This window comes from Bacillus sp. AFS012607 (assembly GCF_002558005.1).
In the GTDB taxonomy this organism is placed as follows: Bacteria; Bacillota; Bacilli; order Bacillales; family Bacillaceae_G; genus Bacillus_A; species Bacillus_A thuringiensis_S.
In genome coordinates this window covers 342,965-366,835 of sequence record NZ_NTVM01000002.1, presented here as the reverse complement: position 1 = coordinate 366,835, position 23,871 = coordinate 342,965, and the positions used below count along the sequence as shown (strand labels likewise).

Genomic DNA, 23,871 nt, shown 5'->3' with positions numbered 1-23,871 from the left:
AAAAGATATGCAAGATGCATATCTTTTTTCTCTTTCTTACCAGAAGGCTTTTGTTTCGTGATTTACATCATTATAACCACTTAATTTATAGGTATGATTACCGATAGCGTAATCATCTCCATAATAAACGCTTGTGTTGGTCGCTGTAGCATTTACAAAGGATGATTTTTTTGCACTATTACTTTTCGTATTTACTAATGAGCCATCGCCATTGAAAGTTCTTGCTTTTGCATAAACATAGTCTTCGGTCGTAGTTGATTTCGATTTCGCAACTGCATATGGGTTACCAAAAAAGGGAGTATATACGCTAATGTTAGAGTCATTCTTAGGTGCAGCTGCAACAGTCAAACTAGGAACACTAGATGTTTTTGTTGATTGAATTGTATCAAAGTCAACTAAAACGGGCTGCTTGTCTACAGTATCGACCTCTGAAGCACTTGCGTTATTAGTAAAACCAAAACCTAAAACCGCTAACCCTAAAGTTGTCACCGATAAAGATTTTTTCATATTCACTAATTTTCCCACCTTTTTAAATTTTTGAGTTCGAACTCAATTCAAACAATATATGAAAATTTCGAAACTCTCAATGGTTTATCCCATACTTAACTTTTCTTTTACTTTCGATTCAACATGTCTTCATTTGCAAAAAAGCGAATATATCTTCTAATGCTTAGCCAGCAAGGGATACAGGTATAATTTTATGAAATTCGTGTAAATTTGAATCTATTCATGTCATTATCTCTGTTATTTTTAAGTTCATATGGGAAACTTATTAAAAAAAGGATGGTGACAAAAATGACAATCGATCGAATTTGTACAATTGGACCCGCAAGTAATAATAAAGAAACGTTAGCACAGTTAATAAAGAATGGTATGAAAATTGTTCGACTGAATTTATCGCATGGCACGCATGAAAGTCATAAAGACATCATTCGTTTAGTGAAATCATTAGATGACTCTATTAAATTTTTGGGTGATGTACAAGGTCCTAAAATAAGATTAGGTGAAGTGAAGGGAGAGCAAATTACACTTCAGGCAGGAGATTCTTTTATTTTACATACAAAACCAGTTACAGGGAGTAATACAGAAGCAAGTGTTGATTATGAAGGAATTGCGAATGATGTGAAAGTAGACAGTAGAATTTTGATTAATGATGGAGAAGTTGAATTAATTGTTGAAAAGATAAGTACGGACAAAATAGAAACAAAGGTTAAAACAGGTGGCAATATCTCATCTCATAAAGGAGTTAATTTACCAGGTGCGACTGTTCGTTTACCAGCTATTACAGAGAAAGATAAAAAAGATATTCAGTTTCTTTTAGAAGAGGATGTTGATTTTATTGCGTGTTCTTTCGTACGAAAACCTAGTCATATAAAAGAAATACGAGATTTTATACAACAGTATAAAGAAACTTCTCCAAGTTTAATCGCTAAAATAGAAACGATGGAAGCAATCGAGAATTTTCAAGATATATGTAAAGAAGTAGATGGAATTATGATTGCAAGGGGCGATTTAGGAGTAGAGTTACCATATCAATGTATTCCCCTTTTACAGAAAATGATGATTCGTGAATGTAATCGAACGAATACATATGTCATTACAGCAACACAAATGCTTCAATCTATGGTAGATCATTCTATTCCAACAAGAGCAGAGGTGACTGATGTGTTTCAAGCTGTACTGGACGGGACGAATGCAGTTATGCTTTCAGCTGAAAGTGCATCAGGAGAACATCCAATCGAAAGTGTGAGAACATTACGTCTCGTTTCAGAATTTGCGGAGCATGTTAAAAAAGATGGACCTTTTGCGATGAAAGATGTACTGGAGTTACTGCATAAATCACTGAATGAGTGATGAATAAAAAAAGAGGGTGGATATGCATCCCCCTCGTGTTTACTCTTGTTCTTGTTCATCTAAAATCTTATCAAAAGCAGCAGATACTTTATCAAACTCTTCATCATTTTCAATGTATGAAAACTCATTATCTTCTTCTACTTTTAAAAAGAAAATATCAATGTCTTCCTCAGTTTCTGTTTGGATATCTTCAACAAAGGCAACTGCAATATACTCTGCGCCTTCGACATCCATCGCTCCAAGTACTTCTACTTCTTGCTCTTCGTTATTCTCATCACTAAGAGTAAACACTTCGCCAACTTCAATATCAGACATATTCATTCTCCTCCTGTTCGACTCTAAAAATAGAGCACTCAAACTGTATACATACTAACATATCTTTCCATGAAAAACCAAATTCATACGTAAGAAAACAATTGATTCTTCTTTAGTATGAGTATACAGCTATTAGGAGCATTATTTGTCTGTGCTATATTACTTAATCCATTCAACAATTGTATCCATAGTCTGTCTTGTTTTATCACGCTTTGGCTCTTCTTTACGGTAACCAAAGGCAACCATAACTGATACTTCAAGATTATCGCCTTGTATAATGCCTTCTTGACGAAGTAAAGAATCTACTTCCTCTTTATCAAATCCTTCTATTGGACAAGAATCAATACCGATTTGAGCTGCGCTCGTCATCATATTACCTAAAGCGATATAAGATTGCTTGGATGCCCAATCAAATACAGCACGATCGGATTGTAATAAGTTAAAATCTGTTTCCTGGAACTTTTTGAAGAATTCATATCTAATTTTTTGAGTGTCTTCAGGCAATCCAATAATATCGTTCATCATATATTTAATATACTCTGCATCATAATGCATATCTTTAATGTTTCTTGAAAGAACAATAACAAAATGACTAGCTGTTGCAAGTTGCCCACCAGCGCCCCATGAATACGGTTGTAGTTTTTCTCTTAATTCTTTATTTTGTACGACAATAAATTTCCAAGGCTCATATCCAAAAGAAGAAGGAGATAATCTGCCTGTTTCTAAAATGAATTTGAAATCCTCTTCTGAAATTTTGTGCATAGGATCGAACTCTTTACATGCATGTCTGAAATGAAAAGCCTCCATAATTTTCTCTTTTGTAATTTCTTTTGTATTTGTCATAAAAGTTCCTCTTTTCGTTAATTTATTTTGTAAGTAAATTATATTTTTAAAGTAACATAGACACAAGTACGCACATTTTTGTGTTATAGTATCAAAAAAGATACTATTGGTAAGGGAAAGGAGTTATGATGGATTGTTCGAATGAAAATAATATAAATTACCCATTTCTAAATAAATATTCTTGTCCAGTTGAAGCTATGGTTGAGGTTATTGGTGGAAAATGGAAAGGGGTTATTTTGTATCATTTATTAGATGGTACAAAGCGGTTTAATGAATTAAAAAGATTAAAACCTAATATCACACAAAGAATGTTAACACTGCAGCTGAGAGAACTTGAAGCAGACGGCATCATCCATCGTGAAGTATACCGTGAAGTTCCACCTAAAGTAGAATATTCGTTAACTGAGCTTGGTGAATCACTACGTCCAATGATTCTATTAATGATGGAATGGGCGACTCATAATATGGAGAAAGTTTTGGAAAGTAGGAATACGAAAAATAATAGTTAAGAGTTGTAAAAATAAAAGGTGTTTTCCATACGTAAAGACACCTTTTATCCCGCATTAACGGGCAGTAAGATCCCCACCTCAAAATTCAGTGGAAGCAAAGAAGTTAGGTGGGGGATGAACAAAACCCCCACTGATTAAAGTTTCACTTTATTTCTATGTTTTTTACTTTTTAACTTCAACTGCTGAAATTGCAAAGTCATTCAAGTTTACAGTTTTACCATACCAATCAGAGTGTTTGAAGACGATACCTTTACCATATCCTTCAGTTGAAGTACGATCCCATAGTGTTGTCGAATAGCTAGCAGTAGGGGATGCTGTACTTACAGAAGAAATTCTATTTTGCCAATTAGGAGGCAAATTTTTAAAACCGCTACTAAGAGAAAAATACTCGCCACCTTTATTTGCATGTTCATAGAAATCTGTACTATTAGGTCCGCTCCCTCCAACACCAAGGGGATTGATTGTATTATTCAACCTTTGTTTGTCTTTTTCAATAAAAGAATCTAAACTTTCTTTGTTCGAAAATCCATAAGATAACCAGTCTCCATTTTGATTTTGTTTCGGTAGAACTACAGTTATTTTTACGTCTTCCTTAGATGGAGCACCCAATTTGTTAAACGAATCTACAGTCTTTTCATCTACAGTTACATATTCAAAAGAGCTAATCGAATAATCCTTTTCGGTACTAGCTGATACTGACCCCAGTCCTCCAGTTAACGACGAAACAGTTAATAATGCACCTGCTACCAACTTTTTCAGCATGGATTCATCTCCTTAAAACTTAGATTTTTTACATAACTAAAATGTATGTTAATTTGAATGTATTATAAATATTTAGAAATTTATAAAAAATAAACAGAATATTCTTTTATTAGTCTTGAGTAAGGAAAGTAATTAAAAATGAAAAAAAGGTTTACTTAAAAAGTAAATCCTTTTTGCCAACCTATCTCAAAACTCTATGGATTAAAGTTTCATTTTATCCATCTATGAATCATACACTTCTTTTGCATTCATAGAAACAGCATCTAATAAAAGAAAAATGGCTGCTATCATATGTAGAAGGATTTCTATATAAGGAAAGAAGGCAACTAGAGTAACGATAATACCTATATAATGAGCGTACGTATTCATGCCTGCTTTTTTAGCTAATAAAATAGTAGTGATATGTAAAGCAATCAATAGTAGTAAAGGTATCCCATCTAGGTTAACAAGACTTGGAAATATATAATAGCAAGGAAGTAATAAAAGATGATAGATCCCTGTAGGCCACTTTAGTGCTTGTATGTAAGTTTTCAAAGTAAATCCTCCTAAAAAAATTAATATCTATATATTACCAAAAAAGATAGGTGATTGGATATTAAACACTTGTGGTTTTTAGTATAATATAATTATTTTATGTTAACTAATTGTTTCCTTATCTATAAAATAGAAAAACCACCCAAACGAGGGTGGTTCGTATTATAAATAACTACTTAAAGAAGAAAGGGGAACCTTCACCTCACTACCTTCCTTCATATTCCGCAGCATAACGGTTTCTGTACTAAGTTCTTCTTCACCAATAATAAGCACGTAAGGGATATTCTCTTTATTGGCATAATTAAGAGCACGTTTTAATTTGCGTCCTGCTAGTTCGAGTTCGACTTTTAAGGAAGTGGTAGAACGTAATTGCTGGGCAATTTGTAAGCATTGTAATTCTGTCCCGAGTGGGATGATAAATACATCCGCTGTAGATGATATCGTTTCTTTCTGTGAGAGTGCTGTATAAATAACGTCTAAACCGAATGAAATACCGACTGTTGGATAGCTAATATTATCGCCACGGAATGCCCCAATAATATTATCGTATCGACCGCCGCTACCGATGCTAGATGTAATCGATCCATCTTTTAAAAAGATTTCATATACGGTGCCTGTGTACATTGTAAGTCCTCGCGCTAAAAACGGATTGAATATAGCATTTTCATTTATTCCAAGAGCGATTAAATATTGCTGTAATTGTTGCAATTCGTTTACTCCATCGGCAACGATTGGAGTATTGAAAGCGTCTTTAAAGTCATCAATTGAAAGCTTTAGACAAGATAATACAGTATTACATATTGTATCAGCCATTTCTTTAGAAATTCCGCGCTCTAATACATCTTTTCGTACACCATCAATCCCAATCTTTTCGATTTTGTCTAATGATAAAATGACGTCACTTGTTAATTCAGTAGGGATGTTAATGGCCTGAAGAATACCATTTAACAGTTTTCGGTTATTATATTGGATCGTTATCTCTAAGTTTAATGTTCGGAACAGCTCAAACGCCATGCTCATGAGTTCCGCTTCAGCCATGACTGATTCTACACCGACTATATCAACGTCGCATTGTATAAATTCACGAAATCTTCCTTGTTTAATTGGCCCATCTCGAAATACTTTCCCAATTTCATAACGTTTAAACGGAAGGCGGATGTTCGGATTCATTGCCACGACTTTTGCGAATGGAATAGTTAAATCGTATCGTAAGGCAAGGTCACGTTTTCCTTGATCCTGAAGTGTATATATTTCTTTTAATATTTCATCGCCACCACCGTACTTGTAAGACATAAGCTCATACATATTTAACATTGGTGTCTCTAACGGTTTGCATCCGTATCGTTCAAATGTATCTTCGCAAGTTCTTTTAATTTTATTTCGCAGCACTTGCTCCTCTGGTAAATAGTCTTTCGTTCCTTTTACATTTTTCATTTCCATTGTAATCACTCCTTTTTTTAATTAAAAAAAGCTATGCAGGTATAAAAATACCCACATAGCTTTATGAACGCTTCGTGGGTCAACAGGAAAAGCCCTGTACCCACGAAGAAAAATTTTTCTTCGGATACACGGCGTTACGTATGATGATGAAGTTGGAAAGAAGTATTAAAATTTCGCATTGCAAATCTCTCCTTAACGTAAGTTTTTCCAAATTATATCAGATGATTTTTGAATTATCAATATTTTTAGTTTTGAAATATACGTGAAGTTATGTAGGAGAAATGGAAAAGGGTGTATAATAAAACTTAATAATATGAAATAATCTTTTAAGGAGAACGTTATGAAAAAAGATAAAACAAATGCCATGCGAATATTAGATAAAGAAAAGATCGAATATTCGATGATGTCATATGATCCAGACGATGGGAAAATTGATGGCGTATCAGTAGCCGAGAAAATTGGACGAGAAGTGAGAGAAGTATATAAAACGTTAATCGCTCAAGGGAATAGTAAAAATTATCATGTGTTTATCATCCCAGTAGATGAGGAATTAAATTTAAAAGCTGCCGCAAAAGCAGTAAGTGAAAAGAAGATTGAAATGATTCCTGTAAAAGATATTACGAAAGTGTCAGGATACATTCGCGGTGGTTGTTCACCAGTCGGAATGAAGAAGTTATTTTCTACATGTATCGATGAAAGCGCCCAATCACTTGAAACGATGATCGTAAGCGGCGGGAAGATTGGTATACAAATTGAGCTGAAAGTGGATGACTTGGCGAAAGTGACGAGAGCGCAGTTTGGAGAGGTAACGAAGTAAATATACATATAAAAAGAAGTTCTAGTTTTATGGGACTTCTTTTTATTTTAGGAAGATTTTCATTAACGATTGCTGTAGGATAAACTAGTTTAGTATATATTTTTTTTACGATGTAAGTTATTTGGGAAGGTTATTTTTTTATCGGATTTATCTTTAAAAACGAACGTTTTTAAAAACTTAACGAAAAATGTTCATGTTTTAATTGCGCGCACACTAATAGTTTGTTATATTATCCATATAATAATTTTGAATAACATCACTCGTATATACTCGGTAATATGGTCCGAGCGTTTCTACCTAGTTCCCAATGAAAGAACTGGACTACGGGTTAAAGTATTCGGCCGTTCTATGCTAATGAGCGCTACCGATCTATAATTTGGCATTTGTTTTATCTTTTGCTCAATTAACTTTGACTACCGTAGTTCTAGAAAGTAGAGATTCTTCTACAATTTCTAGAACTTTTTTGTTTGGACCAAAAGCATCGAGTATAGAAAACACAACAAGAGAAAGAGGAGAGATTATTTATGAAGAAGAATACGTTGAAAAAATGTGCTGCCCTAGTAACTACTGTTGCATTGTCATTCTCGATACTTGTGGGATGTAATGCGAGTCCGAAACAAGTTGAGGAAAAAAGCAATCAAAAACCTATCTTAATTCAAGGGCCAATGCCGATAGAAGCAGAAAAGTTTGCGAAAAGGCTAAAAAATGTGAAAGAAGAAAAGTCTGGAACTTTTGTATTTTATAAAGGAACTGTCGACAATTATCCTGTAATCGTTGCGAAAACAGGTAAAGGAATGGAGAATACAGCAGCTGCTACAGCGGTGGCTATTGAAAAATATAAACCTACAGCAATTATTAACCAAGGAACATCAGGTGGACATGATCCAAATTTAAATGTATTTGATATTGTATTAGGAAAACAAGTTGCAAATATAGGTTCATTAAAAACAACAAATATGGATGAGAATCAAGGAATTGAGCCGACAAAATGGATATCTATGGACTTAATGGCTTCTGAAGGAAGTGCAGGAGAAGATCCAAATGCTGAGAAAATCCGATACTACGAAGGAGATAAGGATTTACTTGCAGCAGCTAATGCGGTAAAAGATAAATATACAAAAGGTAAAGTGGTTGAAGGTACTATAGGCTCAGCAGACCTTTGGAATAATGAAGTAGATAGAATTAAGTGGTTCCATACAAAATACGGTACATCTGTAGAAGAAATGGAAGGAGCTGCTGCAGCTCAAATCGCGAAAGCTTATGATGTCCCATTTTTAGGGATTCGAGTATTATCTAATAATAAAACAAACGGCGGGAAATATAACCCAAATACAGCAGCCGCAAATCAAGAATATGTATATGAAGTAGTTAAAAAATATATAGATTCAATGCAAAGTAAATAGTAGTAGTTCTGCTCCAGCATAAACGTCAAGTAACTGTAAATGTTTTCGAGACGGATAAACTTGTCTTAGGAATGGTAGTTGAAAAAAAAAGCTTGTTTCTTATAGAAAATATAAGAAACAAGCTTTTTTATTTAAAATAAATTGGGTAATTAAACTATAACGTCAATATATACCGTTGAATATCATAATAATATAATGGGGGTGATGTTATATGGCACTTACTACAGGACCAATTGAAAACGTAGGAAATCAACCTGCTAATGCAAATAGAGTTAGGGTAAAGATCCTTAACCGTACTGCGGGCCCACTTACTGGAGTAGCTAGAGTTTTTAGACTTGACGGTTCATTAGTATTAATTGAACAGGTAAACTTCAATGTGAATTCTAATGCTTCTACTTTTGCAACTCTAAGTTTAGTTCATCCTGCTTTTGGACAAGCATTTGAATATGAAGTTCAAATTGTTCCTAATCAACCTGGTGGACTATATAGTGTTTATGGACTAACAGCTGACAGTGTTATCATTACTGCACAACGTGTTGTGAACTCAGAATTGACACAGTTTCTTTAATTAAAATAGATTGGTGCCTACATGGTATCCAATCTATTTTTGTACGTATTATTCAGAGAAAGAAAGGTTTTACACAAAAATAAAGACAGTTATAGAAAAGGGAAAAGTCGAGCTATCATCTTGATTTTTATTATTTCTGTCTTAGATTGTATCTGTTTTGTGGCATGGTTTTCTTTGAATGCTTTTTATTCAAACTGTTTTTTAAAGTATTTATCAAATATGCATTATTGCATAAATAAATTTAAATTTATAAGTTAATATTAAACTACTTTTTAATTGTAAAGAATATTTTAATAATCTTTATAAGAGAAGGATATTCCATGTAAAAAGTGAAATTGTTTGGAATGTGAATAAACAAAAAGTTTAGAAGTGATACAGACTGGATAGAGTCGTGTATTAAATAAACAGAAAAGGGGTATGGATTTCTAAAAGGTTTCGGGGGTTAGAAAGCACTTTTTAGTGAATAGCTTCAAATTATATTTTAAAGGGGAATGGGTATATGAAGTTTCGAAATACAAAGATTGCTATGATTACACTATCTTCATTTTTTATTTTAGGTTCTGCATCGCTATCATTCACAGATACTATACACGGTGAAGTAGCTCCTGCATCAGCACAAGAGATTATTGTAAAAAGTTATGACGATACATATTATAATAACGCAATAGGAAAAACGGGGTTAGAATTAAAGAAGGAACTGCATAATATTATTGATAATCATACAAAGTTATCATACAGTGCGGTTTGGGAAGCACTAAGAGATACTGATGAAGATCCAAATAATAAAAATAATGTGTTACTCTTATATACTGGTCGTTCGCAAGGGAAGCTTACGAATGGATCAGGAGTAAATAACTGGAACCGAGAGCATGTTTGGGCAAAATCTCACGGTGACTTTGGAACGACTGCAGGACCTGGAACAGATCTACATCATTTAAGAGCGACGGATGTATCTGTAAATAGTTCACGTGGAAATCTGGATTTTGATAACGGTGGTGTAAATCATTCTGAAGCGACAGAATGTAAATATGATAGTGATTCTTGGGAACCTCGTGATAGTGTAAAAGGAGATATTGCTAGAATGCTGTTTTATATGGCTGTTCGTTACGAGGGGGACAACGGCGAAATAGATTTAGAACTAAATGAAAAAGTGAATAACAATAAAGATGCATACATGGGGAAACTATCTGTTTTATTAAAATGGAATGAACAAGACCCGGTCGATGATTTAGAGCGAAAGCGTAATGAAGTGATTTTTACAAAATATCAACATAACCGCAATCCTTTTATTGATCATCCTGAATGGGTAAATAAAATTTGGAACTAAGATTTTTAAAGGTATTATATTTTGATAAAAGGGATTGATCATTATGATCAATCCCTTCTTATATGTTTACTAGAATAAATGATTTTTATAGGATTGAAGAGGAGAATAGGATAGATATTTTATCAAGTTAAGTATATATGGGTATTTTAGTACGGTCCCCACTCAATATTCACCCCAATAATAAGAAAAACAAGTCCAATGATAAACCAAATGAATGCAAGTGGAGCCATGAATCGAATCCATTTGCCGTAAGAAATGCCGCTTGCTGCGAGAACGCCCATTAAAACACCGGAAGTTGGATTTAAGCAGTTGACTACACCTTCTCCAAGCATAACAGCCTGTACTGTAACTTGGCGTGTAATGTGCATGAAATCAGCTAATGGAGCTAATATCGGAATAAAAATAACCGATTCTCCTGTCCCGGATGAAATAAGGAAATGTAATGCGGCACTACTTACGTACATACCGATAACACCAAATACAGGGCTTTGTCCTTCGAGAGCTTGTGCGAGTTGGTTAACAATTGTATCAAGCAATTTTCCTTGTTCTAAAATGACTGAAATACAACGAGCCATTCCAACGATTAAAGCACCATATATGAGATTTTGGCAGCCCGCTAGAAAAGTAGAAGCGATATCGTTTGCTTTCATGCCACCTATTATTCCGGCTGTAATTGCTATGAAAATAAAAGTAGCGGTCATTTCTGCGTCCGTCCAATGTAGACGAAAAGCGCCTATTAAAAATGCAATTAATGATAAAGCTGAAACGAGTAAAATTAATTTATGACGTATAGTCCAAGGAACTTCTTTTTTCTCTGTTTCTTTTTCGCTTGAAAGAGCGTTACTTGGAAACCAGTTATCGCCAAGAATGCTTCCTTTATTCGATTTTTTCAAGCGCTTTACATACCAATTTATATAAAGGATAGTGGCAAGTAAAAAAGATATATAGATTGCGGTGCGTAAACCAATTCCGGAAAACATCGGAAGTTCTGCAATCTTTTGTGAAATGCCTAAAGGTGAGGGAGATAAAATAGTAGCATTAAAGCCAGCATAAGTACCTAAATAAATAATTGCTACACCGACGATAGCGTCCCATTTCAATGTGCGTGCAACGATGATGCCGATGGGGATAAAACCGATAACTGAATTAACGATAATGCCAGTCGTTCCAAGAATAGAAAAAAGTGCAGCAACGATACAAATGAAAAGTAATTGCTGATTACGAAATTTGTTAATAACATGATAGATTAAACCGTCAAGGGCACCTGTTTTTTCAAGAATTGCAATGGCTCCACCTGTAAATAAAATTAGAAAGATAATAGGAGCAGCAAGTGTCATTCCTTTTTCAATAGCGGTAAAAAAAGAAACAAATCCTACAGGTGATTGCGGAACAGAATGATAGCTACCTGGTATTGTCGTTGTAACGGTCCCGTTTGTAACCCTTTTAAATTCTCCAGCAGGAACGAAATAAGTAGCAATGGCGCAAAGTAAGGCAATAAAAAATAGTAGTACGTACGCATCAGGCATTTTAAACTTTGGTTTACTAGGTTGTTTTTTTGCCTCAGTTTGTATTTGCATAAAATCCCTCCTTCTTCACTTTGTTAATTTTTAATATTCTGAATTTAATCTGTGAAATAGATTATAATAAAGGTAGCTTCTTAAGGCAATAGTTTTTGTATCCTTTCCCGTACATACAAATTATTGCAATATTAGACAGGGAAACGATAATAAGCCAAGAATATGTTATGTAGAAAGAAAAAGGAAAAGAGGGAACAAGATGTGGAAAACTACAGATCTATGTGATGAATTTGAAAAGGAATTACAAATATGTCGCCAGTCTTTTCGGTCTTTTGGGAAGAAAGAACAATTCTACGGAAAAATTGCAACTGTAAAAGTGAAAGATGATAATGTACTAGTGAAGGAAGGATTGCAAACATTACCAGAAGGAACAGTATTAGTTGTTGATGGCGGAGCGTCTACGAATTGTGCTTTACTCGGTGATAATTTGGCAGCTATTGCGGAAGAAAGAAAGCTAGCAGGAATTATTGTGAATGGGTATGTTCGTGATTCTAGTGAACTAAAGAATATTAATATTGGTATTTTAGCGTTAGGAACGATGCCAAATAGAAGTGTGAAAGAAGGAAAAGGAGAACGAAATATTTCATTGCACTTTGGACAAGTAGAATGGAATCCAAATGAATATGTCTATGCGGATGAAGATGGCGTCATTATTAGTGAAAAGAGTTTACATAGTTAAGAGTTAATAAGTTATTATTCTTAGAAAATAAATCCGATAAAGCATGGACAAAATTCTTTGTCAATAGTAAAATAATACAGAAATTTAAAATTTACAGAATGTATAGGTTTATCGTTTTATGATAACTTAAATGGGAGTAAGTTGTGCCAAGAAAAGTGAATGTTATCACAATGATACGTTCATAAACAAAATTATTTTTCCTATACAAATATAGCCGCGAATGATGCGGGTAGGAGGTGTTGTACATTTTTGTTCGACACTTACAAAAAGAGAGTGTCAATCGCACGCCCTTGAAGGGCCTTTTTTTGTGTAAATGGTAGTAAGGGAGGAAATTTTGGGATGGCAATGTTGAAAAAATGGCTGCTTACGTCGTTAATGGCAGTGACACTTGTATTTGTTTCTTTTGCGAATACAGTACATATTACGTTTGCTGAAGGAAATACAGCAAAACTTGCAATTATTGGGGAATCACAAAAAGGCATTATGTTATGTCCGAAAGAAGAGCAAATTAAAGATGGGGAAACAGCTTTAAGTTTGCTGCAAAAGGTCATGGGGGACAAGGTAGAATCTGAAACGATGTCGTTTGGAACATATGTAAAAGGCATCGATGGTTTAATGGCCGGGGCTACAAGTGCTTGGCTGTATGATGTAAATGATAAGTCTGCAGAAGTCGGAGCAGATAGTTATAAATTAAAATCTGGAGACGTTGTTGTCTTTCGTTTTGTTTCAGACTGGAGCAATATAAGCCAGGAAACATTGAAAGAAACGTTAGATAAGTTCGGAACGTGTAAAACAGAAGAACCTAACGGTGGCAAAACAGAAGAACCAAAACCAGAAGGTCAAGACGGTAAAACACCAGATGGGAAAAACCAAGGTGACCAAGACGGTAAAACGCCAGATGAGAAAAACCAAGGTGATCAAGACGGTAAAACGCCAGATGGGAAAAAACCAGAACAACCACAGCAAGAGAACATTCAAGTTCCAAGTGCACAATTAAATGAAGCCATTTCTAAAACATCAGACAAGATGTTACAAGATGGAATTGAAAGTGATTGGGTAGCTGTAGCGCTTTCTCGTTCTGGAAAGAATGTGCCAATTGAGGCAAAATTAAATTATGTTAAGTCAGTAACTGAAAAAGTAGAAAAGCGCATTAATCGTTTTTCAGCGACAGATTTAGCTAGAACAATTATTATGATGAATGCAATGAGTGCAGACCCTAAAAATGTAGGTGGACATAATTTAGTTCAAAAATTGTATGAGTCAGATAAAGTGAATTCTGTTACAGGTTATGCATTTGCTTTACTTGCATTTGATACGAAGAAGTATGAGATTCCAGTTGAATCAAAATGGAACAGAGTTGCTCTAGTGGAAGCACTGTTAAATAATCAGCATACAGACGGTGGATGGACTTATAATAGTTCAGGTAGTAAAGATAGTGCTAGTAGCGTTGATGTAACAGGTATGGTTTTATCAGCATTAGCTCCTTATCAAGAGCGATCAGATGTGAAACCAGCTATACAAAAAGCTGTTGCGTATTTATATAACGAACAGCTGCAAAATGGCGGTTTTTCAGCTGATGGACAAGAAAATTCAAATAGTACTGCGCAAGCAATTATTGGATTATCACTTGTTAAAGATGTAGATCAAAATCGTCTTCATAAGGCAATGCAAAACCTATTATCATATCAACTTTCAAATGGTGAATTTAAATGGTTACCAAGTGATCAAAATGGTAACGGAATGGCTACAGAACAGGCTCTTTTAGCATTACTTCAATTTAAGGAAATGGGAAAATCTATTTATGATTGGTCTAATGTAGACGCTGGTGATGTAATTAAGCCAAAACCGATTGAAGAGCCAGAAAAGGTCGTTGAACCAGAAAATAATGTAGTAGAAAAAGAAGTTACTGAAGAACCGAAAGAACAAAACCAAGTACAACAAGAAACAAAAGATGAAAATCTAAAAGTAGTTGTAGATAACGAACCGGTTAAGAATAAAAAAATCGGAAACGGTAACAGTCTACCAAAAACAGGAGCATCTTCTCATAGTGCAGCAACAGAAGTAGGTATGGGTGTATTATGTATTGCTTCTGCATATGTATTATGGAGACGTAAAGCAGCTTAACAAAAAATTAGGAGCAATTATTTGCTCCTAATTTTCGTATGAAAGGTGAGAGATAGGATGAGTAAGGTGAAATGGTTCATTTCTTTACTGCTTTCGCTTGGGCTACTTGCCGGATGTGAAGAGGCAGCTGTAAAGCCTGAGAAGAAGGTAGAACCGAAGCAAGAAGAGGTAGCGAAACAAGAAGAACAAAAAGATGAAGCGAAGCCGGAAGAAAAAACAGAAGAAAAGCAAGCTGAATCAGAGCAAAAGCAGCAAGAAGAGCAGAAAGAGAAACAAGAACAAAAAGTAGAAGAGAAGCCGAAAGAGGAAAAGCCGCAGGCACAACCAGAGGTAAAGAAAGAAGAGAAACAACAGGAACAACCGAAAGAACAGCCGGCTGTAAATAAGCAACCAGAGCAGCAACAAGCACAAGAAGAGAAACAACAACCGAAAGCACCAGAAGTAAAAGAAGAAGCAAAGGTTGTGAATCAGCCGAAAGAAACACCGAAGCAGGAGCAAAAGAAAAAGTCAGAAGAGAATAATAGTGTACCAGCTCCACCAACACCGGTACCACCACCAAACCCAGTGCCACCACCAGTACCACCACCAGTACCACCAGTACCTAAAGCAAAACAAGTAACAATCTCGGTAAAAGGAAATAACGGATATATAATGGGTGCGAAAAAGATGGATGTACAAGAAGGCGATACAGTGTATAAAGTATTGCAACGTACAGGATTAGATGTTGATGCAAGCGGATCTAGAGATAGTATTTATGTAAAAGGTATTAATGATTTATATGAAAAAGATATTGCGGATACTAGTGGATGGAAATATCGTGTGAACGGTGCTTTTCCAAACCATAGTGCTGGTGTAGCTACGGTAAAACCAGGAGATACAATTGAGTGGGTATACGTATTACAATAAGAAAGGCATTCGGTAAAGGGCTATGAAAATAAGTTTTTCTTCTTTACATCCTTTTGTGAATTTTTTCTATTATATCGGGGTGATGATACTATGTATGATGTGTCTTCATCCTCTTTTTTTAATTGGAGCAATACTATTAATTGTTATTTTAAATGTGATGCAAGGGAATAGCGAAAAGATAAGAAAGATGTTACCAAGCACAATTATTTTCTTTTTTATGGTCATTTTATTTAATTCGTTATTAACACATAGAGGCCGAACGACATTATTTTGGTTAGGTGATAGCCGTATTAAGCTTGAGGCGATTATGTTTGGAATAGTAATGGGGTTATTACTAGTTGCAGTTATGTTTACGTTTGCGTCATACAATGATATTATTTCCAGTCATAAATTTTTATATTTGTTTTCAAGAATTTCACCGAAAGTTGCATTGTTAACGATGATTACAGTGAGATTTGTTCCTTTGTTTATAAGGCGATTAAAGAAAATCACACTCGTTCAAAAGACGAAAGGTGTGCAGGTAGATTCAGGTTCGATAATTGAACGCGTCAAAAATGGTATGCAATTGCTGCAAGTATTATTAATTTGTTCATTGGAAGATGCACTGCAAACGGCAGATTCTATGCAAGCTCGTGGATTTGGTGTAACGAAACGTACGACATATATTCGCTATAGAATGGAAAAACGAGATTGGTATACGCTCAGTTATTTAAGTATTCTATTTATAATTGCTATCATATGTAGTACGTATGGCGGAGGAAAGTTAATCATTTATCCGAAAGTCGAATCTATTTTATTTCAGCAATACGATGGGATGATGTTTATCGTATTTACGATGTTTATTAGTTTGCCAATTATAATGGAAGGAAGGGAATGGTTATGGTGGCGCATGCAGAAATAAACAATTTATCATTTGTATATGCTGATGAAAACGAAAAAGCGTTACAGCATATTTCTCTTTCTGTTCAAAAAGGAGAGTTTATTGCACTTGCCGGCGGATCAGGATCCGGGAAGACGACTTTATTAAAACATTTAAAAAAAGAATTACTTCCAATTGGTAAGCGTACTGGGGATACATATTATGATGGTACTTTATTAGAAAATGTACCTGATTTGTTATCTGCTCAAGAAATTGGTATGGTATTTCAAAATCCAGAAAATCAACTCGTAATGGATACAGTTATTCAAGAATTAGCATTTTCTTTAGAAAATATTGGGTTACCATCACATATTATTCAAAAAAGAATAGCAGAGCTTATTAGCTTTTTAGGATTTCAAGATTTATTGCATCAATCTGTTCATACGTTATCTGGTGGGCAGAAGCAGCTTGTCAATTTAGCTGCGGTATTAGTTATGCAGCCGAAATTGCTATTATTAGATGAACCGACAGCGCAGTTAGATCCAATTGCTGCAAAAGAGTTTTTAGGATTATTAAAACGGATTAATGAAGAACTTGGAATTACGATTATTTTAAGTGAACATCGTTTAGATGAAGTTATCCCGCTTGCAACACGCGTTGTTTGTATGGATAATGGCTGTATTATGTATGATGGTAGTCCTAAAACTGTTATTACGAATATGTGGGGAGTAGAAACATTCCGTCCATTTATTCCGCAAATTCCAAGGCTATTTTTAGAGTGGAATGTGAGAGATATTCCGTTTACGGTGCGAGAGGCGCAAATGAAAATGAATAATTTTTCAGCGATATCATATGTAAATGAGCTAATAGCACAAAGTGAAAAGCAAGAGGTAATTTTAAGCGCAGAGCATATTTCGTTCCAGTACGAAAAAAATAGTCCGCTTATTTTACGTGATTTATCAGTTTCGATTGAAAAAGGAAAATGGGTAGCGCTCGTTGGAAAGAATGGGACAGGGAAGTCTACACTGTTAACGCTTTTAGCTGGTTTGCAAAAAGTGAGAAGAGGGAAAGTAAAGTGGAATGGGAAAGTGATACATAAAATTGATTCGAAAGAACGATTTAAAAGTATTGGGTATGTATCGCAGCATCCATATTATCATTTTACATTTGATACAGTGTGGGATGAGGTGTATGAACGTGCACGTGAATTATACGGAGAACAAGGAAAAGAAATAGCAGAAGATACGCTAAAACAGTTTTGGTTGTACTCGCTTAAAGAACGCCATCCGCACGATTGTAGCGGAGGAGAGCAACAATTACTTGCGTTATGTACGACATTATTATCAAAGCCAACTTTATTATTACTGGATGAACCGACAAAGGGGCTAGATCCGTGGAAGAAAGAAAGAGTAGGAGAGCTATTTAGGAAGCTACAAAAAGAAGGTACAACAATTGTAATGGCAACGCATGATATTGAGTTTGCAGCGAAATACGTGGATCAATGTATGATGTTATTTGATGGGACAGTCATTATGAATGATGCACCGAAAGAATTTTTTAGTGGTAACTTCTTTTATACAACATCTATTAATCGATTCATTCGAAAAGAATTACCATATGCATTAACGTGGGAGGATGTGTACGAAGCGTGTCCAAACGATATGTTGCATTCATAATATGTATTTTTGCAGTAATAATAGGCACATTACTCTTTACTACACTTATTATGGACGGTTATTACATGTTAAGTAGTTTGTTTTTATTAGTTGTTATTATGTTACCTTTCTATATCCGTTTTGAAAGGAAGGCGTTTGTTTCACGTGAAATTGTTCTCGTTGCTGTATTAGCGGCAATTGCAGCAGTAAGCCGGGTGCCATTTTCTATTTTACCAAGTGTACAACCAACTTCTTTTGTCATTATCGTTTCTGCAATTGTATTTGGAAGTGAAACTGGTTTTATGATTGGTGCTACAGCAGCAATCATATCCAATATTTTTTTAGGACAAGGTCCATGGACACCGTGGCAAATGTTTTCATGGGGCATGATTGGTTTTATAGCAGGTCTACTTCGTAATACATTTTTTATGAAAAAGCTATGGGGAAGACTTCTTTACGGAGTAATTGTTGGCTTTTTATTTGGCTGGATTATGAATTTCTGGGGCCTTCTCGGTTTTATACGAGAAGCAACGTGGGAAACTGTCATTTCGTATTATATCGCAAGTTTTTACTTTGATTTGAGCCATGCGATTTCGAATGTTATTTTCTTATTACTATTTAGTACTTCATGGATTACGATTCTTACAAGATTTAAAAAGAAATACGGTATATTAGATGAGCATAACGTGACATAGAAAAGCATACTCATATAAGGTAGGGTCGCGACTTACATATTCGTTTGCCTCTTTCATGCTTCTTACATATTGTAAGGAGCATTTTTTTGTCAAAAAATTGATTTAATATGCATCCGTTATTATATAAAATTATTTGTATAATGGTAGGTGAGAACTTTTTTCAAAAGTGAGGTGTATAGTTAATGAAGTTAGTTATTCCGAAGCAACATGGTGCATGGGCCATGCTTGTTATTCCTTTTTTATTAAGTGTCGTACTTGGGAAACCTACTATTTATCATATTCCATTGTTTTTAGCGTGGTTTTTTATCTATTTAGCCACGTATCCATTTCTTACGTACATAAAGCAAAGACGAAAAAAAGAGTTTTTACAAGCTGCCATTGTTTATTTCAGCATTGCGTTCCTATTTGGGATGATTTCTTTATTATATGAGTGGCGAATTCTTTTATTCTTAATAGTAATGATTCCATTATTTATAGTGAATATGTATTACGCCCGTCAAAAAAATGAAAGAGCACTATTAAATGATATTTGTGCAATCATTGTGTTTTGTATCGGTGGGTTAATTAGTTATTACTTTTCAATGAAGCAAATCGATCATACAGCTTTATTCATTGCACTTATTTCATTTTTATACTTTTTAGGTAGTACGTTCTATGTGAAAACGATGATTCGTGAAAAAAATAACCCGAAGTATCGTCTTATATCTTGGGGATATCATATCTTATTAACGATAATTGTATTTGCGATTAATCCGTGGTGTTCTCTTATTTTTATACCAAGTGTCATTCGAGCAATTGTGTTGTATGGCAAAAAAATTTCTATTATAAAAGTAGGAATTTTAGAAATTGCTAATTCTGTATATTTTTTAATCATAACGGCAATAATTATGAAGTATGCCATTTGAAAAAACTTCCCATCAATAGATGGGAAGTTTTTAATCTTTTTCTAAAATGTGAACGGTGTACTCGCAACGTTGAATAGCTTGTTCAACAGCATAAAGTGATTGTTCAATACGAGCGCGATTAAAATCTTTTTCAACTGTTTCGAGCGCTTCTTCTAAACAATTTTTAGCTTCTTGTAATGATTGAAAAGAATCTTGTACATATCCGCGAGCATTTTGATGCATTTCATAATCCTCCTTGCATGTTCGTATATGGGTAGTATGAACAGTAAGGAAGAAAATATAATTTGTTATATTTATTATATTTGTTTGACAATTAAAGTGGAATTACGTATAGTAAGAATTAAGTGAATATTTTCTTATCCAGAGAGGTGGAGGGACTGGCCCGATGAAACCCAGCAACCGCGATGCAGGTGCTAATTCCAGCAGAACATATTTGTTCTGGGAGATAAGACGAAGATATATACGTAACTTCTTCTTATCGGAGAGGTTTTTTTATTGCAAAAAAACCGATTACGAAAATTTATATTAAGAAGAAAGGGGTTGCGCATTACTGTGACACTCGAAAAATACGTAAAACTGCGTAGTACAGTTTATGAATATATGATAGAGCAAGATAAGCCGATATCATTGTTAGATATTCAAGAACATATCGTTTCGCATCATGAAGGAAAATTCACGAAAAAGATGTTGCATCAATTTTATTTATCAAGATTATTAGACGAACTAAAACTGGATGGGAAAATTACATTAGCTGATGAATATCTCTATGCTGAAAAAGGTGTATTGTATAAGGCGAGAAAAGGGAGCTAAGCTCTCTTTTTTTCTTAAAATAACGGAGTATGTAGAGTAAAAGACTGCTAAAGCAGCCTGATACAGGGAATGGTGTTGAGTGTGTAGTGTCAAAAATTGAATGTGCCTGAAAGAGGCAATTCATATCGGCTGCAAATGAAAAGAGACACCTTCGCCGAATAGGTGTCAGTCGTTTTGTCACGTAGACTTGCTACTTAACAGTAATTAGAATAACATGCAGGATTTTTGAAGTCAAAAGGGAATTAAAGGAAGGGGTACAATTATGTACGCTTACTTATTAAAAGATATAACGAAATGGATCCCAAAGTACATTGTAGATAAGGGATATGAATATTATGAAGATGGGCATGTAGAAGATGTTGAAATACAAGATAAAAAAGTGTTTGCTTTCGTTACTGGAAATGCAGGGAATTATGAAGTAGTTATCGATCTCGAAGATTTTTCAGAAAGTAACTGTGAGTGTCCCTATGAAAATTATTGTAAACATATGGTGGCAGTTGTTTATGATATTCAAGGTGCTGGTGAGAGTGCAGTTAAAGAGAAACTGAAAGATTTAAAAAAAGAAGAGTTACTTATATTATTAAATCGATTGTTGCAAAGTTCGAAAAACGTACAAATTGTAGAGAAGTTATTAAAGAAGGAGAAACTTTAACGTATAGAGGGAGTTGTTTTGTAGTGAACGTACTAATTATATATGCTCATCCTAACCCTTCAAGTTTTAACGCGGCGATTTTCAATCATGTGCAAAAAGGACTACAGGAAACAAATCATTCAGTTACCGTACTTGATTTATACAAAGAACAATTTGATCCAGTCCTCGTATTTAATGAAGAGAAGAAAAGACGCGATTTAGTAAATGAAGAGGAAACAGCTCGGTATAGAACGTTAGTAGAAGAAGCAGATACACTTCTATTCATCTATCCAATATGGTGGTGGGGGATGCCAGCAATTTTAAAAGGATTTATCGATCGTATTTTCGTAGCTGGATTTGCTTATAAATATGAAGGGGCTCTGCCGAAAGGATTATTGCAAGGGAAAAAAGCATGGGTTATTAATACGTTAGACTCGCCTCTATGGTACGTCGCATTGTTATATCGATCAGCAGATTGGATTATGATGAAGAGAGGTATTTTACGTTTTTGTGGCATTCGCGATATAAAACGGTCAGTGTTTCAATCTGTGAAAACGAGTAAAGTATCAAAGCGTGAGAAATGGTTATTACAAATAGAAGAAAAGGCTCGTGCATTATGAATGAAGTCGATCGTATTATAAACTGTGTTCAGTATGATGGCGAACTTTTTCGGAAGTATGTTACGTGTTTACTTCAATTGAAAAAATGCAGCGAAACATTTCAGCAAATTCAAATAGAGTTAAGAAATGATTATTTAATAAGAGGAATTTGTGAAAGAGAAGTTGATCAGGTAGTACGGGGAAGTAAAGAATATGAAATGCATTTTCTTCCTAAAGTATTACAGTGGAATTTTTTGAGGGAAAATCCACATCTAATTGAAAAAGTGTGCGAAGATTTTTTTGCATTTGAGTCATTACATCTTACGGAGTTAGAGTGGGAGAAGATTATAAATTTCATGGGAAATAAGTGATTTATTATGTAAAAAAGCTAGTATAAAACTAGCTTTTCGTTTAAATAAATAAGAAAATGATAAAACCCGCATATAGTAAGTTCACAACACAAAATCCCATAATGTCACGAGCACCTAAACCAGCTATCGCTAATGCTGGTAATGCCCAGAAAGGTTGAAAGGAACGGTATTTGAATATTGATCTAGTTGATTAATATGCAGCAAGTGCAAAAGGATTTTATTTTCTTTTGTGGAATGTTATTTATATTTACCTTATTAAAATTTAGAAAGGAGAATATTTATGAAACATTCCTTAATGGAGACAAATTCAGAACCAGAAAAGAAAGAATCGTTGCTTACACGATGTGCAAATATATTTTCGAGATGGTCTCAGAAATATGTCCCGGATGCCTTTGTTATTGCAGTGCTGCTCACTTTATTTACTTTCATTATAGCTTTGTTGATGAATCCCTCAAATCCGTACAAAATCGTAAAATCTTGGGGGGATGGGTTTTGGACTTATTTAACGTTTACAATGCAAATGGTATTGCTAATGGTTACAGGGATGACGTTAGCTTCTGTCCCGTTTATTAATAGAGCCTTGCAGTCTGTTGCAAAGTTAGCCGATACACCTCAAAAGGCCTATACGATGACATTTTTGATCAGTGCAATTGCATACTATATCAATTGGGGGCTAGCCGTAGTTGTGGGAGCTATCATTGCAAAGGAAGTAGCAAAAAAGAATGCGAATGCACATTTTCCATTACTTGTAGCTGCTGCTTATGCTCCGACAGCCTTATATAGCGCAGGTCTCTCCAGTTCTATTGGCCTGACAATTGCCACAAAGGATCATTTTCTTGTAGATATGATTGGAATTATTCCTACCTCACAAACAATCTTTAGTTACTCTACTTTAATTATTTTTTTCACTCTATTCATCACGATGCCAATTATTATTGTACTTATGGCTCCAAAAAGTGGGATTATCAGCTATAAAGCAATCGAAACTGATACAAATTCTTTTGTAAAACCTCCTCAAAAAAGTTTAACTCCTGCGGAAAAACTGGAATGGACACCAGTTTTAGGAATAATATTAGGCGCAATCGGCACGTTGTATTGTGTTTATGAATTCATGAACGGTCATAGTTTAGATTTAAATATCATTAATTTGTTTTTCTTGTCACTTGGTTTGCTCCTACATGGTTCTCTTGGTAACTTTGCACAAGGATTTAAAGAATCTGCGCAATCCATTTCTCCAATTATCTTACAGTTTCCATTTTATGCAGGGATTATTGCTGTTTTAGGTAGTTCAGGTTTGGGAAGCTCAATCATTGAATGGATGGCATCCATTGCGTCAAAGGATACATTTGATATATTTACATATTGGTCAGCGGGGCTGGTAAACTTATTGGCGCCATCTGGCGGGGGGCAATGGGCTTTACAAGGACCACTGCAGGTCCCGGCAGGATTGAAGTTAGGTGTAGATCCGGCTACTATCGCTATGGCGGTAGGTTGGGGGGACGCATGGACAAATTTGATTCAGCCGTTCTGGGCATTACCTCTTTTAGGTGTGCTGGGATTGAAAATTAAAGACATTATGGGTTATTGTTTCATTCTTTGCATTTGGGTTGGCATAGTTACAAGTTTATTGATGTTATTTGTATATTAGCTTTAATAGGAATGCCAATACTATCAAGTAATACTATTAA

26 protein-coding genes, 1 pseudogene and 2 riboswitches are annotated in these 23,871 nt (G+C 34.8%); of the genes and pseudogenes, 18 read left to right on the top strand and 9 right to left on the bottom strand.

Annotated features, from left to right (window positions below; all coding sequences use genetic code 11):
* Positions 1-36 precede the first annotated feature (36 nt).
* Positions 37-513 (bottom strand): hypothetical protein, encoded by a 477-nt coding sequence (locus CN409_RS02245; protein ID WP_001056355.1) that lies wholly within the window; start codon positions 511-513, stop codon positions 37-39.
* Positions 514-795: 282 nt separating this feature from the next.
* Here CN409_RS02245 and CN409_RS02240 point away from each other — a divergent pair, with 282 nt between their 5' ends.
* Positions 796-1,854, top strand: coding sequence for a pyruvate kinase (locus tag CN409_RS02240; RefSeq protein WP_140159756.1), 1,059 nt, complete (start codon positions 796-798; stop codon positions 1,852-1,854).
* A 39-nt stretch (positions 1,855-1,893) separates the two neighbouring features.
* Here the strand turns inward: CN409_RS02240 and CN409_RS02235 are convergent, their stop codons facing one another.
* Both CN409_RS02235 and CN409_RS02230 read right to left on the bottom strand, forming a co-directional pair.
* Positions 1,894-2,175, bottom strand: coding sequence for a DUF1292 domain-containing protein (locus CN409_RS02235; RefSeq protein ID WP_025118598.1), 282 nt, complete (start codon positions 2,173-2,175; stop codon positions 1,894-1,896).
* A 153-nt stretch (positions 2,176-2,328) separates the two neighbouring features.
* The gene (locus tag CN409_RS02230) at positions 2,329-3,012 is read right to left on the bottom strand and encodes an NAD(P)H-dependent oxidoreductase (RefSeq protein ID WP_000185605.1); all 684 of its coding nucleotides are present in this window, start codon (positions 3,010-3,012) and stop codon (positions 2,329-2,331) included.
* 128 nt (positions 3,013-3,140) lie between these two features.
* Here CN409_RS02230 and CN409_RS02225 point away from each other — a divergent pair, with 128 nt between their 5' ends.
* Positions 3,141-3,521 carry a winged helix-turn-helix transcriptional regulator gene (locus tag CN409_RS02225; RefSeq protein WP_000340656.1) on the top strand — a complete coding sequence of 127 codons (381 nt, stop codon included), beginning with the start codon at positions 3,141-3,143 and terminating at the stop codon, positions 3,519-3,521.
* 162 nt (positions 3,522-3,683) lie between these two features.
* Here CN409_RS02225 and CN409_RS02220 read toward each other — a convergent pair whose 3' ends face one another.
* From CN409_RS02220 to CN409_RS02210, 3 genes are all read right to left on the bottom strand, one after another.
* The gene (locus CN409_RS02220) at positions 3,684-4,283 is read right to left on the bottom strand and encodes a hypothetical protein (protein ID WP_000914419.1); all 600 of its coding nucleotides are present in this window, start codon (positions 4,281-4,283) and stop codon (positions 3,684-3,686) included.
* Between the two features lie 222 nt (positions 4,284-4,505).
* Positions 4,506-4,817, bottom strand: a complete 312-nt coding sequence (locus CN409_RS02215) for a hypothetical protein (RefSeq protein WP_000860703.1) — start codon at positions 4,815-4,817, stop codon at positions 4,506-4,508.
* A gap of 162 nt (positions 4,818-4,979) precedes the next feature.
* Positions 4,980-6,257: a histidine--tRNA ligase gene (locus CN409_RS02210; RefSeq protein WP_044782782.1), complete on the bottom strand. Its 1,278-nt coding sequence runs from the start codon at positions 6,255-6,257 to the stop codon at positions 4,980-4,982.
* A gap of 340 nt (positions 6,258-6,597) precedes the next feature.
* On the opposite strand from CN409_RS02210, the gene ybaK reads away from it, so the two are divergent.
* The 4 genes from ybaK (at position 6,598) to CN409_RS02190 (ending at position 10,372) form a co-directional block, all read left to right on the top strand.
* On the top strand, positions 6,598-7,074 hold the full coding sequence (gene ybaK, locus CN409_RS02205; protein WP_000710860.1) for a Cys-tRNA(Pro) deacylase: 477 nt from the start codon (positions 6,598-6,600) through the stop codon (positions 7,072-7,074).
* 240 nt (positions 7,075-7,314) lie between these two features.
* A riboswitch (purine riboswitch) is annotated at positions 7,315-7,418 on the top strand.
* A 180-nt stretch (positions 7,419-7,598) separates the two neighbouring features.
* Positions 7,599-8,477: a 5'-methylthioadenosine/S-adenosylhomocysteine nucleosidase gene (locus CN409_RS02200; RefSeq protein ID WP_000742458.1), complete on the top strand. Its 879-nt coding sequence runs from the start codon at positions 7,599-7,601 to the stop codon at positions 8,475-8,477.
* 211 nt (positions 8,478-8,688) lie between these two features.
* Positions 8,689-9,045 (top strand): hypothetical protein, encoded by a 357-nt coding sequence (locus CN409_RS02195; RefSeq protein WP_001229421.1) that lies wholly within the window; start codon positions 8,689-8,691, stop codon positions 9,043-9,045.
* Between the two features lie 499 nt (positions 9,046-9,544).
* Positions 9,545-10,372: an endonuclease I family protein gene (locus CN409_RS02190; protein ID WP_000672181.1), complete on the top strand. Its 828-nt coding sequence runs from the start codon at positions 9,545-9,547 to the stop codon at positions 10,370-10,372.
* A 146-nt stretch (positions 10,373-10,518) separates the two neighbouring features.
* Here the strand turns inward: CN409_RS02190 and CN409_RS02185 are convergent, their stop codons facing one another.
* Entirely contained in the window at positions 10,519-11,949 is a 1,431-nt protein-coding gene (locus CN409_RS02185) for a YfcC family protein (RefSeq protein ID WP_086396903.1), read from the bottom strand.
* A gap of 199 nt (positions 11,950-12,148) precedes the next feature.
* On the opposite strand from CN409_RS02185, the gene rraA reads away from it, so the two are divergent.
* The 7 genes from rraA to CN409_RS02150 all read left to right on the top strand — a co-directional run bounded on the left by rraA (position 12,149) and on the right by CN409_RS02150 (position 19,772).
* On the top strand, positions 12,149-12,628 hold the full coding sequence (gene rraA / locus CN409_RS02180) for a ribonuclease E activity regulator RraA (protein WP_000266049.1): 480 nt from the start codon (positions 12,149-12,151) through the stop codon (positions 12,626-12,628).
* Positions 12,629-12,967: 339 nt separating this feature from the next.
* Positions 12,968-14,752: a DUF4430 domain-containing protein gene (locus CN409_RS02175; RefSeq protein WP_097826416.1), complete on the top strand. Its 1,785-nt coding sequence runs from the start codon at positions 12,968-12,970 to the stop codon at positions 14,750-14,752.
* 57 nt (positions 14,753-14,809) lie between these two features.
* Complete coding sequence (locus CN409_RS02170) at positions 14,810-15,658, top strand: DUF4430 domain-containing protein (protein ID WP_000048890.1); 849 nt, start codon at positions 14,810-14,812, stop codon at positions 15,656-15,658.
* 22 nt (positions 15,659-15,680) lie between these two features.
* On the top strand, positions 15,681-16,559 hold the full coding sequence (locus CN409_RS02165; RefSeq protein WP_041488131.1) for an energy-coupling factor transporter transmembrane component T: 879 nt from the start codon (positions 15,681-15,683) through the stop codon (positions 16,557-16,559).
* The gene (locus CN409_RS02160; protein ID WP_140159755.1) at positions 16,532-18,193 is read left to right on the top strand and encodes an ABC transporter ATP-binding protein; all 1,662 of its coding nucleotides are present in this window, start codon (positions 16,532-16,534) and stop codon (positions 18,191-18,193) included. The genes CN409_RS02165 and CN409_RS02160 overlap by 28 nt, the downstream gene beginning before the upstream one ends.
* On the top strand, positions 18,166-18,867 hold the full coding sequence (locus CN409_RS02155) for an ECF transporter S component (RefSeq protein ID WP_000044893.1): 702 nt from the start codon (positions 18,166-18,168) through the stop codon (positions 18,865-18,867). Before CN409_RS02160 ends, CN409_RS02155 begins: the two co-directional genes overlap by 28 nt.
* A 182-nt stretch (positions 18,868-19,049) precedes the next feature.
* On the top strand, positions 19,050-19,772 hold the full coding sequence (locus tag CN409_RS02150; RefSeq protein ID WP_000779995.1) for a YwiC-like family protein: 723 nt from the start codon (positions 19,050-19,052) through the stop codon (positions 19,770-19,772).
* A gap of 30 nt (positions 19,773-19,802) precedes the next feature.
* On the opposite strand, the gene CN409_RS02145 is transcribed toward CN409_RS02150, so the two are convergent.
* The gene (locus tag CN409_RS02145; protein ID WP_000554032.1) at positions 19,803-19,994 is read right to left on the bottom strand and encodes a hypothetical protein; all 192 of its coding nucleotides are present in this window, start codon (positions 19,992-19,994) and stop codon (positions 19,803-19,805) included.
* 131 nt (positions 19,995-20,125) lie between these two features.
* A riboswitch (SAM riboswitch) is annotated at positions 20,126-20,224 on the top strand.
* Between the two features lie 100 nt (positions 20,225-20,324).
* Here CN409_RS02145 and CN409_RS02140 point away from each other — a divergent pair.
* From CN409_RS02140 to CN409_RS02125, 4 genes are all read left to right on the top strand, one after another.
* On the top strand, positions 20,325-20,582 hold the full coding sequence (locus CN409_RS02140) for a hypothetical protein (protein ID WP_000171476.1): 258 nt from the start codon (positions 20,325-20,327) through the stop codon (positions 20,580-20,582).
* Between the two features lie 262 nt (positions 20,583-20,844).
* Entirely contained in the window at positions 20,845-21,234 is a 390-nt protein-coding gene (locus CN409_RS02135) for an SWIM zinc finger family protein (RefSeq protein WP_000271530.1), read from the top strand.
* A gap of 23 nt (positions 21,235-21,257) precedes the next feature.
* Positions 21,258-21,833 (top strand): NAD(P)H-dependent oxidoreductase, encoded by a 576-nt coding sequence (locus CN409_RS02130; RefSeq protein WP_001101572.1) that lies wholly within the window; start codon positions 21,258-21,260, stop codon positions 21,831-21,833.
* Entirely contained in the window at positions 21,830-22,183 is a 354-nt protein-coding gene (locus tag CN409_RS02125) for a hypothetical protein (RefSeq protein WP_001006475.1), read from the top strand. The genes CN409_RS02130 and CN409_RS02125 overlap by 4 nt, the downstream gene beginning before the upstream one ends.
* A 40-nt stretch (positions 22,184-22,223) precedes the next feature.
* On the opposite strand, the pseudogene CN409_RS02120 reads toward CN409_RS02125, so the two are convergent.
* A pseudogene (locus CN409_RS02120) lies at positions 22,224-22,340 on the bottom strand (TIGR00366 family protein); the annotation flags it as partial.
* Between the two features lie 123 nt (positions 22,341-22,463).
* Between CN409_RS02120 and CN409_RS02115 the strand changes: the two are divergent.
* On the top strand, positions 22,464-23,831 hold the full coding sequence (locus CN409_RS02115) for a short-chain fatty acid transporter (RefSeq protein ID WP_000682890.1): 1,368 nt from the start codon (positions 22,464-22,466) through the stop codon (positions 23,829-23,831).
* Positions 23,832-23,871 lie beyond the last annotated feature (40 nt).

Bases quoted from the DNA above. Each gene is read 5' to 3' on its own strand.
- CN409_RS02240 (WP_140159756.1), top strand. From the start codon at position 796: ATGACAATCGATCGAATTTGTACAATTGGACCCGCAAGTAATAATAAA.
- CN409_RS02235 (WP_025118598.1), bottom strand. From the start codon at position 2,175: ATGAATATGTCTGATATTGAAGTTGGCGAAGTGTTTACTCTTAGTGAT.
- CN409_RS02230 (WP_000185605.1), bottom strand. From the start codon at position 3,012: ATGACAAATACAAAAGAAATTACAAAAGAGAAAATTATGGAGGCTTTT.
- CN409_RS02225 (WP_000340656.1), top strand. From the start codon at position 3,141: ATGGATTGTTCGAATGAAAATAATATAAATTACCCATTTCTAAATAAA.
- CN409_RS02220 (WP_000914419.1), bottom strand. From the start codon at position 4,283: ATGCTGAAAAAGTTGGTAGCAGGTGCATTATTAACTGTTTCGTCGTTA.
- CN409_RS02210 (WP_044782782.1), bottom strand. From the start codon at position 6,257: ATGGAAATGAAAAATGTAAAAGGAACGAAAGACTATTTACCAGAGGAG.
- ybaK (WP_000710860.1), top strand. From the start codon at position 6,598: ATGAAAAAAGATAAAACAAATGCCATGCGAATATTAGATAAAGAAAAG.
- CN409_RS02200 (WP_000742458.1), top strand. From the start codon at position 7,599: ATGAAGAAGAATACGTTGAAAAAATGTGCTGCCCTAGTAACTACTGTT.
- CN409_RS02195 (WP_001229421.1), top strand. From the start codon at position 8,689: ATGGCACTTACTACAGGACCAATTGAAAACGTAGGAAATCAACCTGCT.
- CN409_RS02190 (WP_000672181.1), top strand. From the start codon at position 9,545: ATGAAGTTTCGAAATACAAAGATTGCTATGATTACACTATCTTCATTT.
- CN409_RS02185 (WP_086396903.1), bottom strand. From the start codon at position 11,949: ATGCAAATACAAACTGAGGCAAAAAAACAACCTAGTAAACCAAAGTTT.
- rraA (WP_000266049.1), top strand. From the start codon at position 12,149: ATGTGGAAAACTACAGATCTATGTGATGAATTTGAAAAGGAATTACAA.
- CN409_RS02175 (WP_097826416.1), top strand. From the start codon at position 12,968: ATGGCAATGTTGAAAAAATGGCTGCTTACGTCGTTAATGGCAGTGACA.
- CN409_RS02170 (WP_000048890.1), top strand. From the start codon at position 14,810: ATGAGTAAGGTGAAATGGTTCATTTCTTTACTGCTTTCGCTTGGGCTA.
- CN409_RS02165 (WP_041488131.1), top strand. From the start codon at position 15,681: ATGAAAATAAGTTTTTCTTCTTTACATCCTTTTGTGAATTTTTTCTAT.
- CN409_RS02160 (WP_140159755.1), top strand. From the start codon at position 16,532: ATGGTTATGGTGGCGCATGCAGAAATAAACAATTTATCATTTGTATAT.
- CN409_RS02150 (WP_000779995.1), top strand. From the start codon at position 19,050: ATGAAGTTAGTTATTCCGAAGCAACATGGTGCATGGGCCATGCTTGTT.
- CN409_RS02145 (WP_000554032.1), bottom strand. From the start codon at position 19,994: ATGCATCAAAATGCTCGCGGATATGTACAAGATTCTTTTCAATCATTA.
- CN409_RS02135 (WP_000271530.1), top strand. From the start codon at position 20,845: ATGTACGCTTACTTATTAAAAGATATAACGAAATGGATCCCAAAGTAC.
- CN409_RS02125 (WP_001006475.1), top strand. From the start codon at position 21,830: ATGAATGAAGTCGATCGTATTATAAACTGTGTTCAGTATGATGGCGAA.
- CN409_RS02115 (WP_000682890.1), top strand. From the start codon at position 22,464: ATGAAACATTCCTTAATGGAGACAAATTCAGAACCAGAAAAGAAAGAA.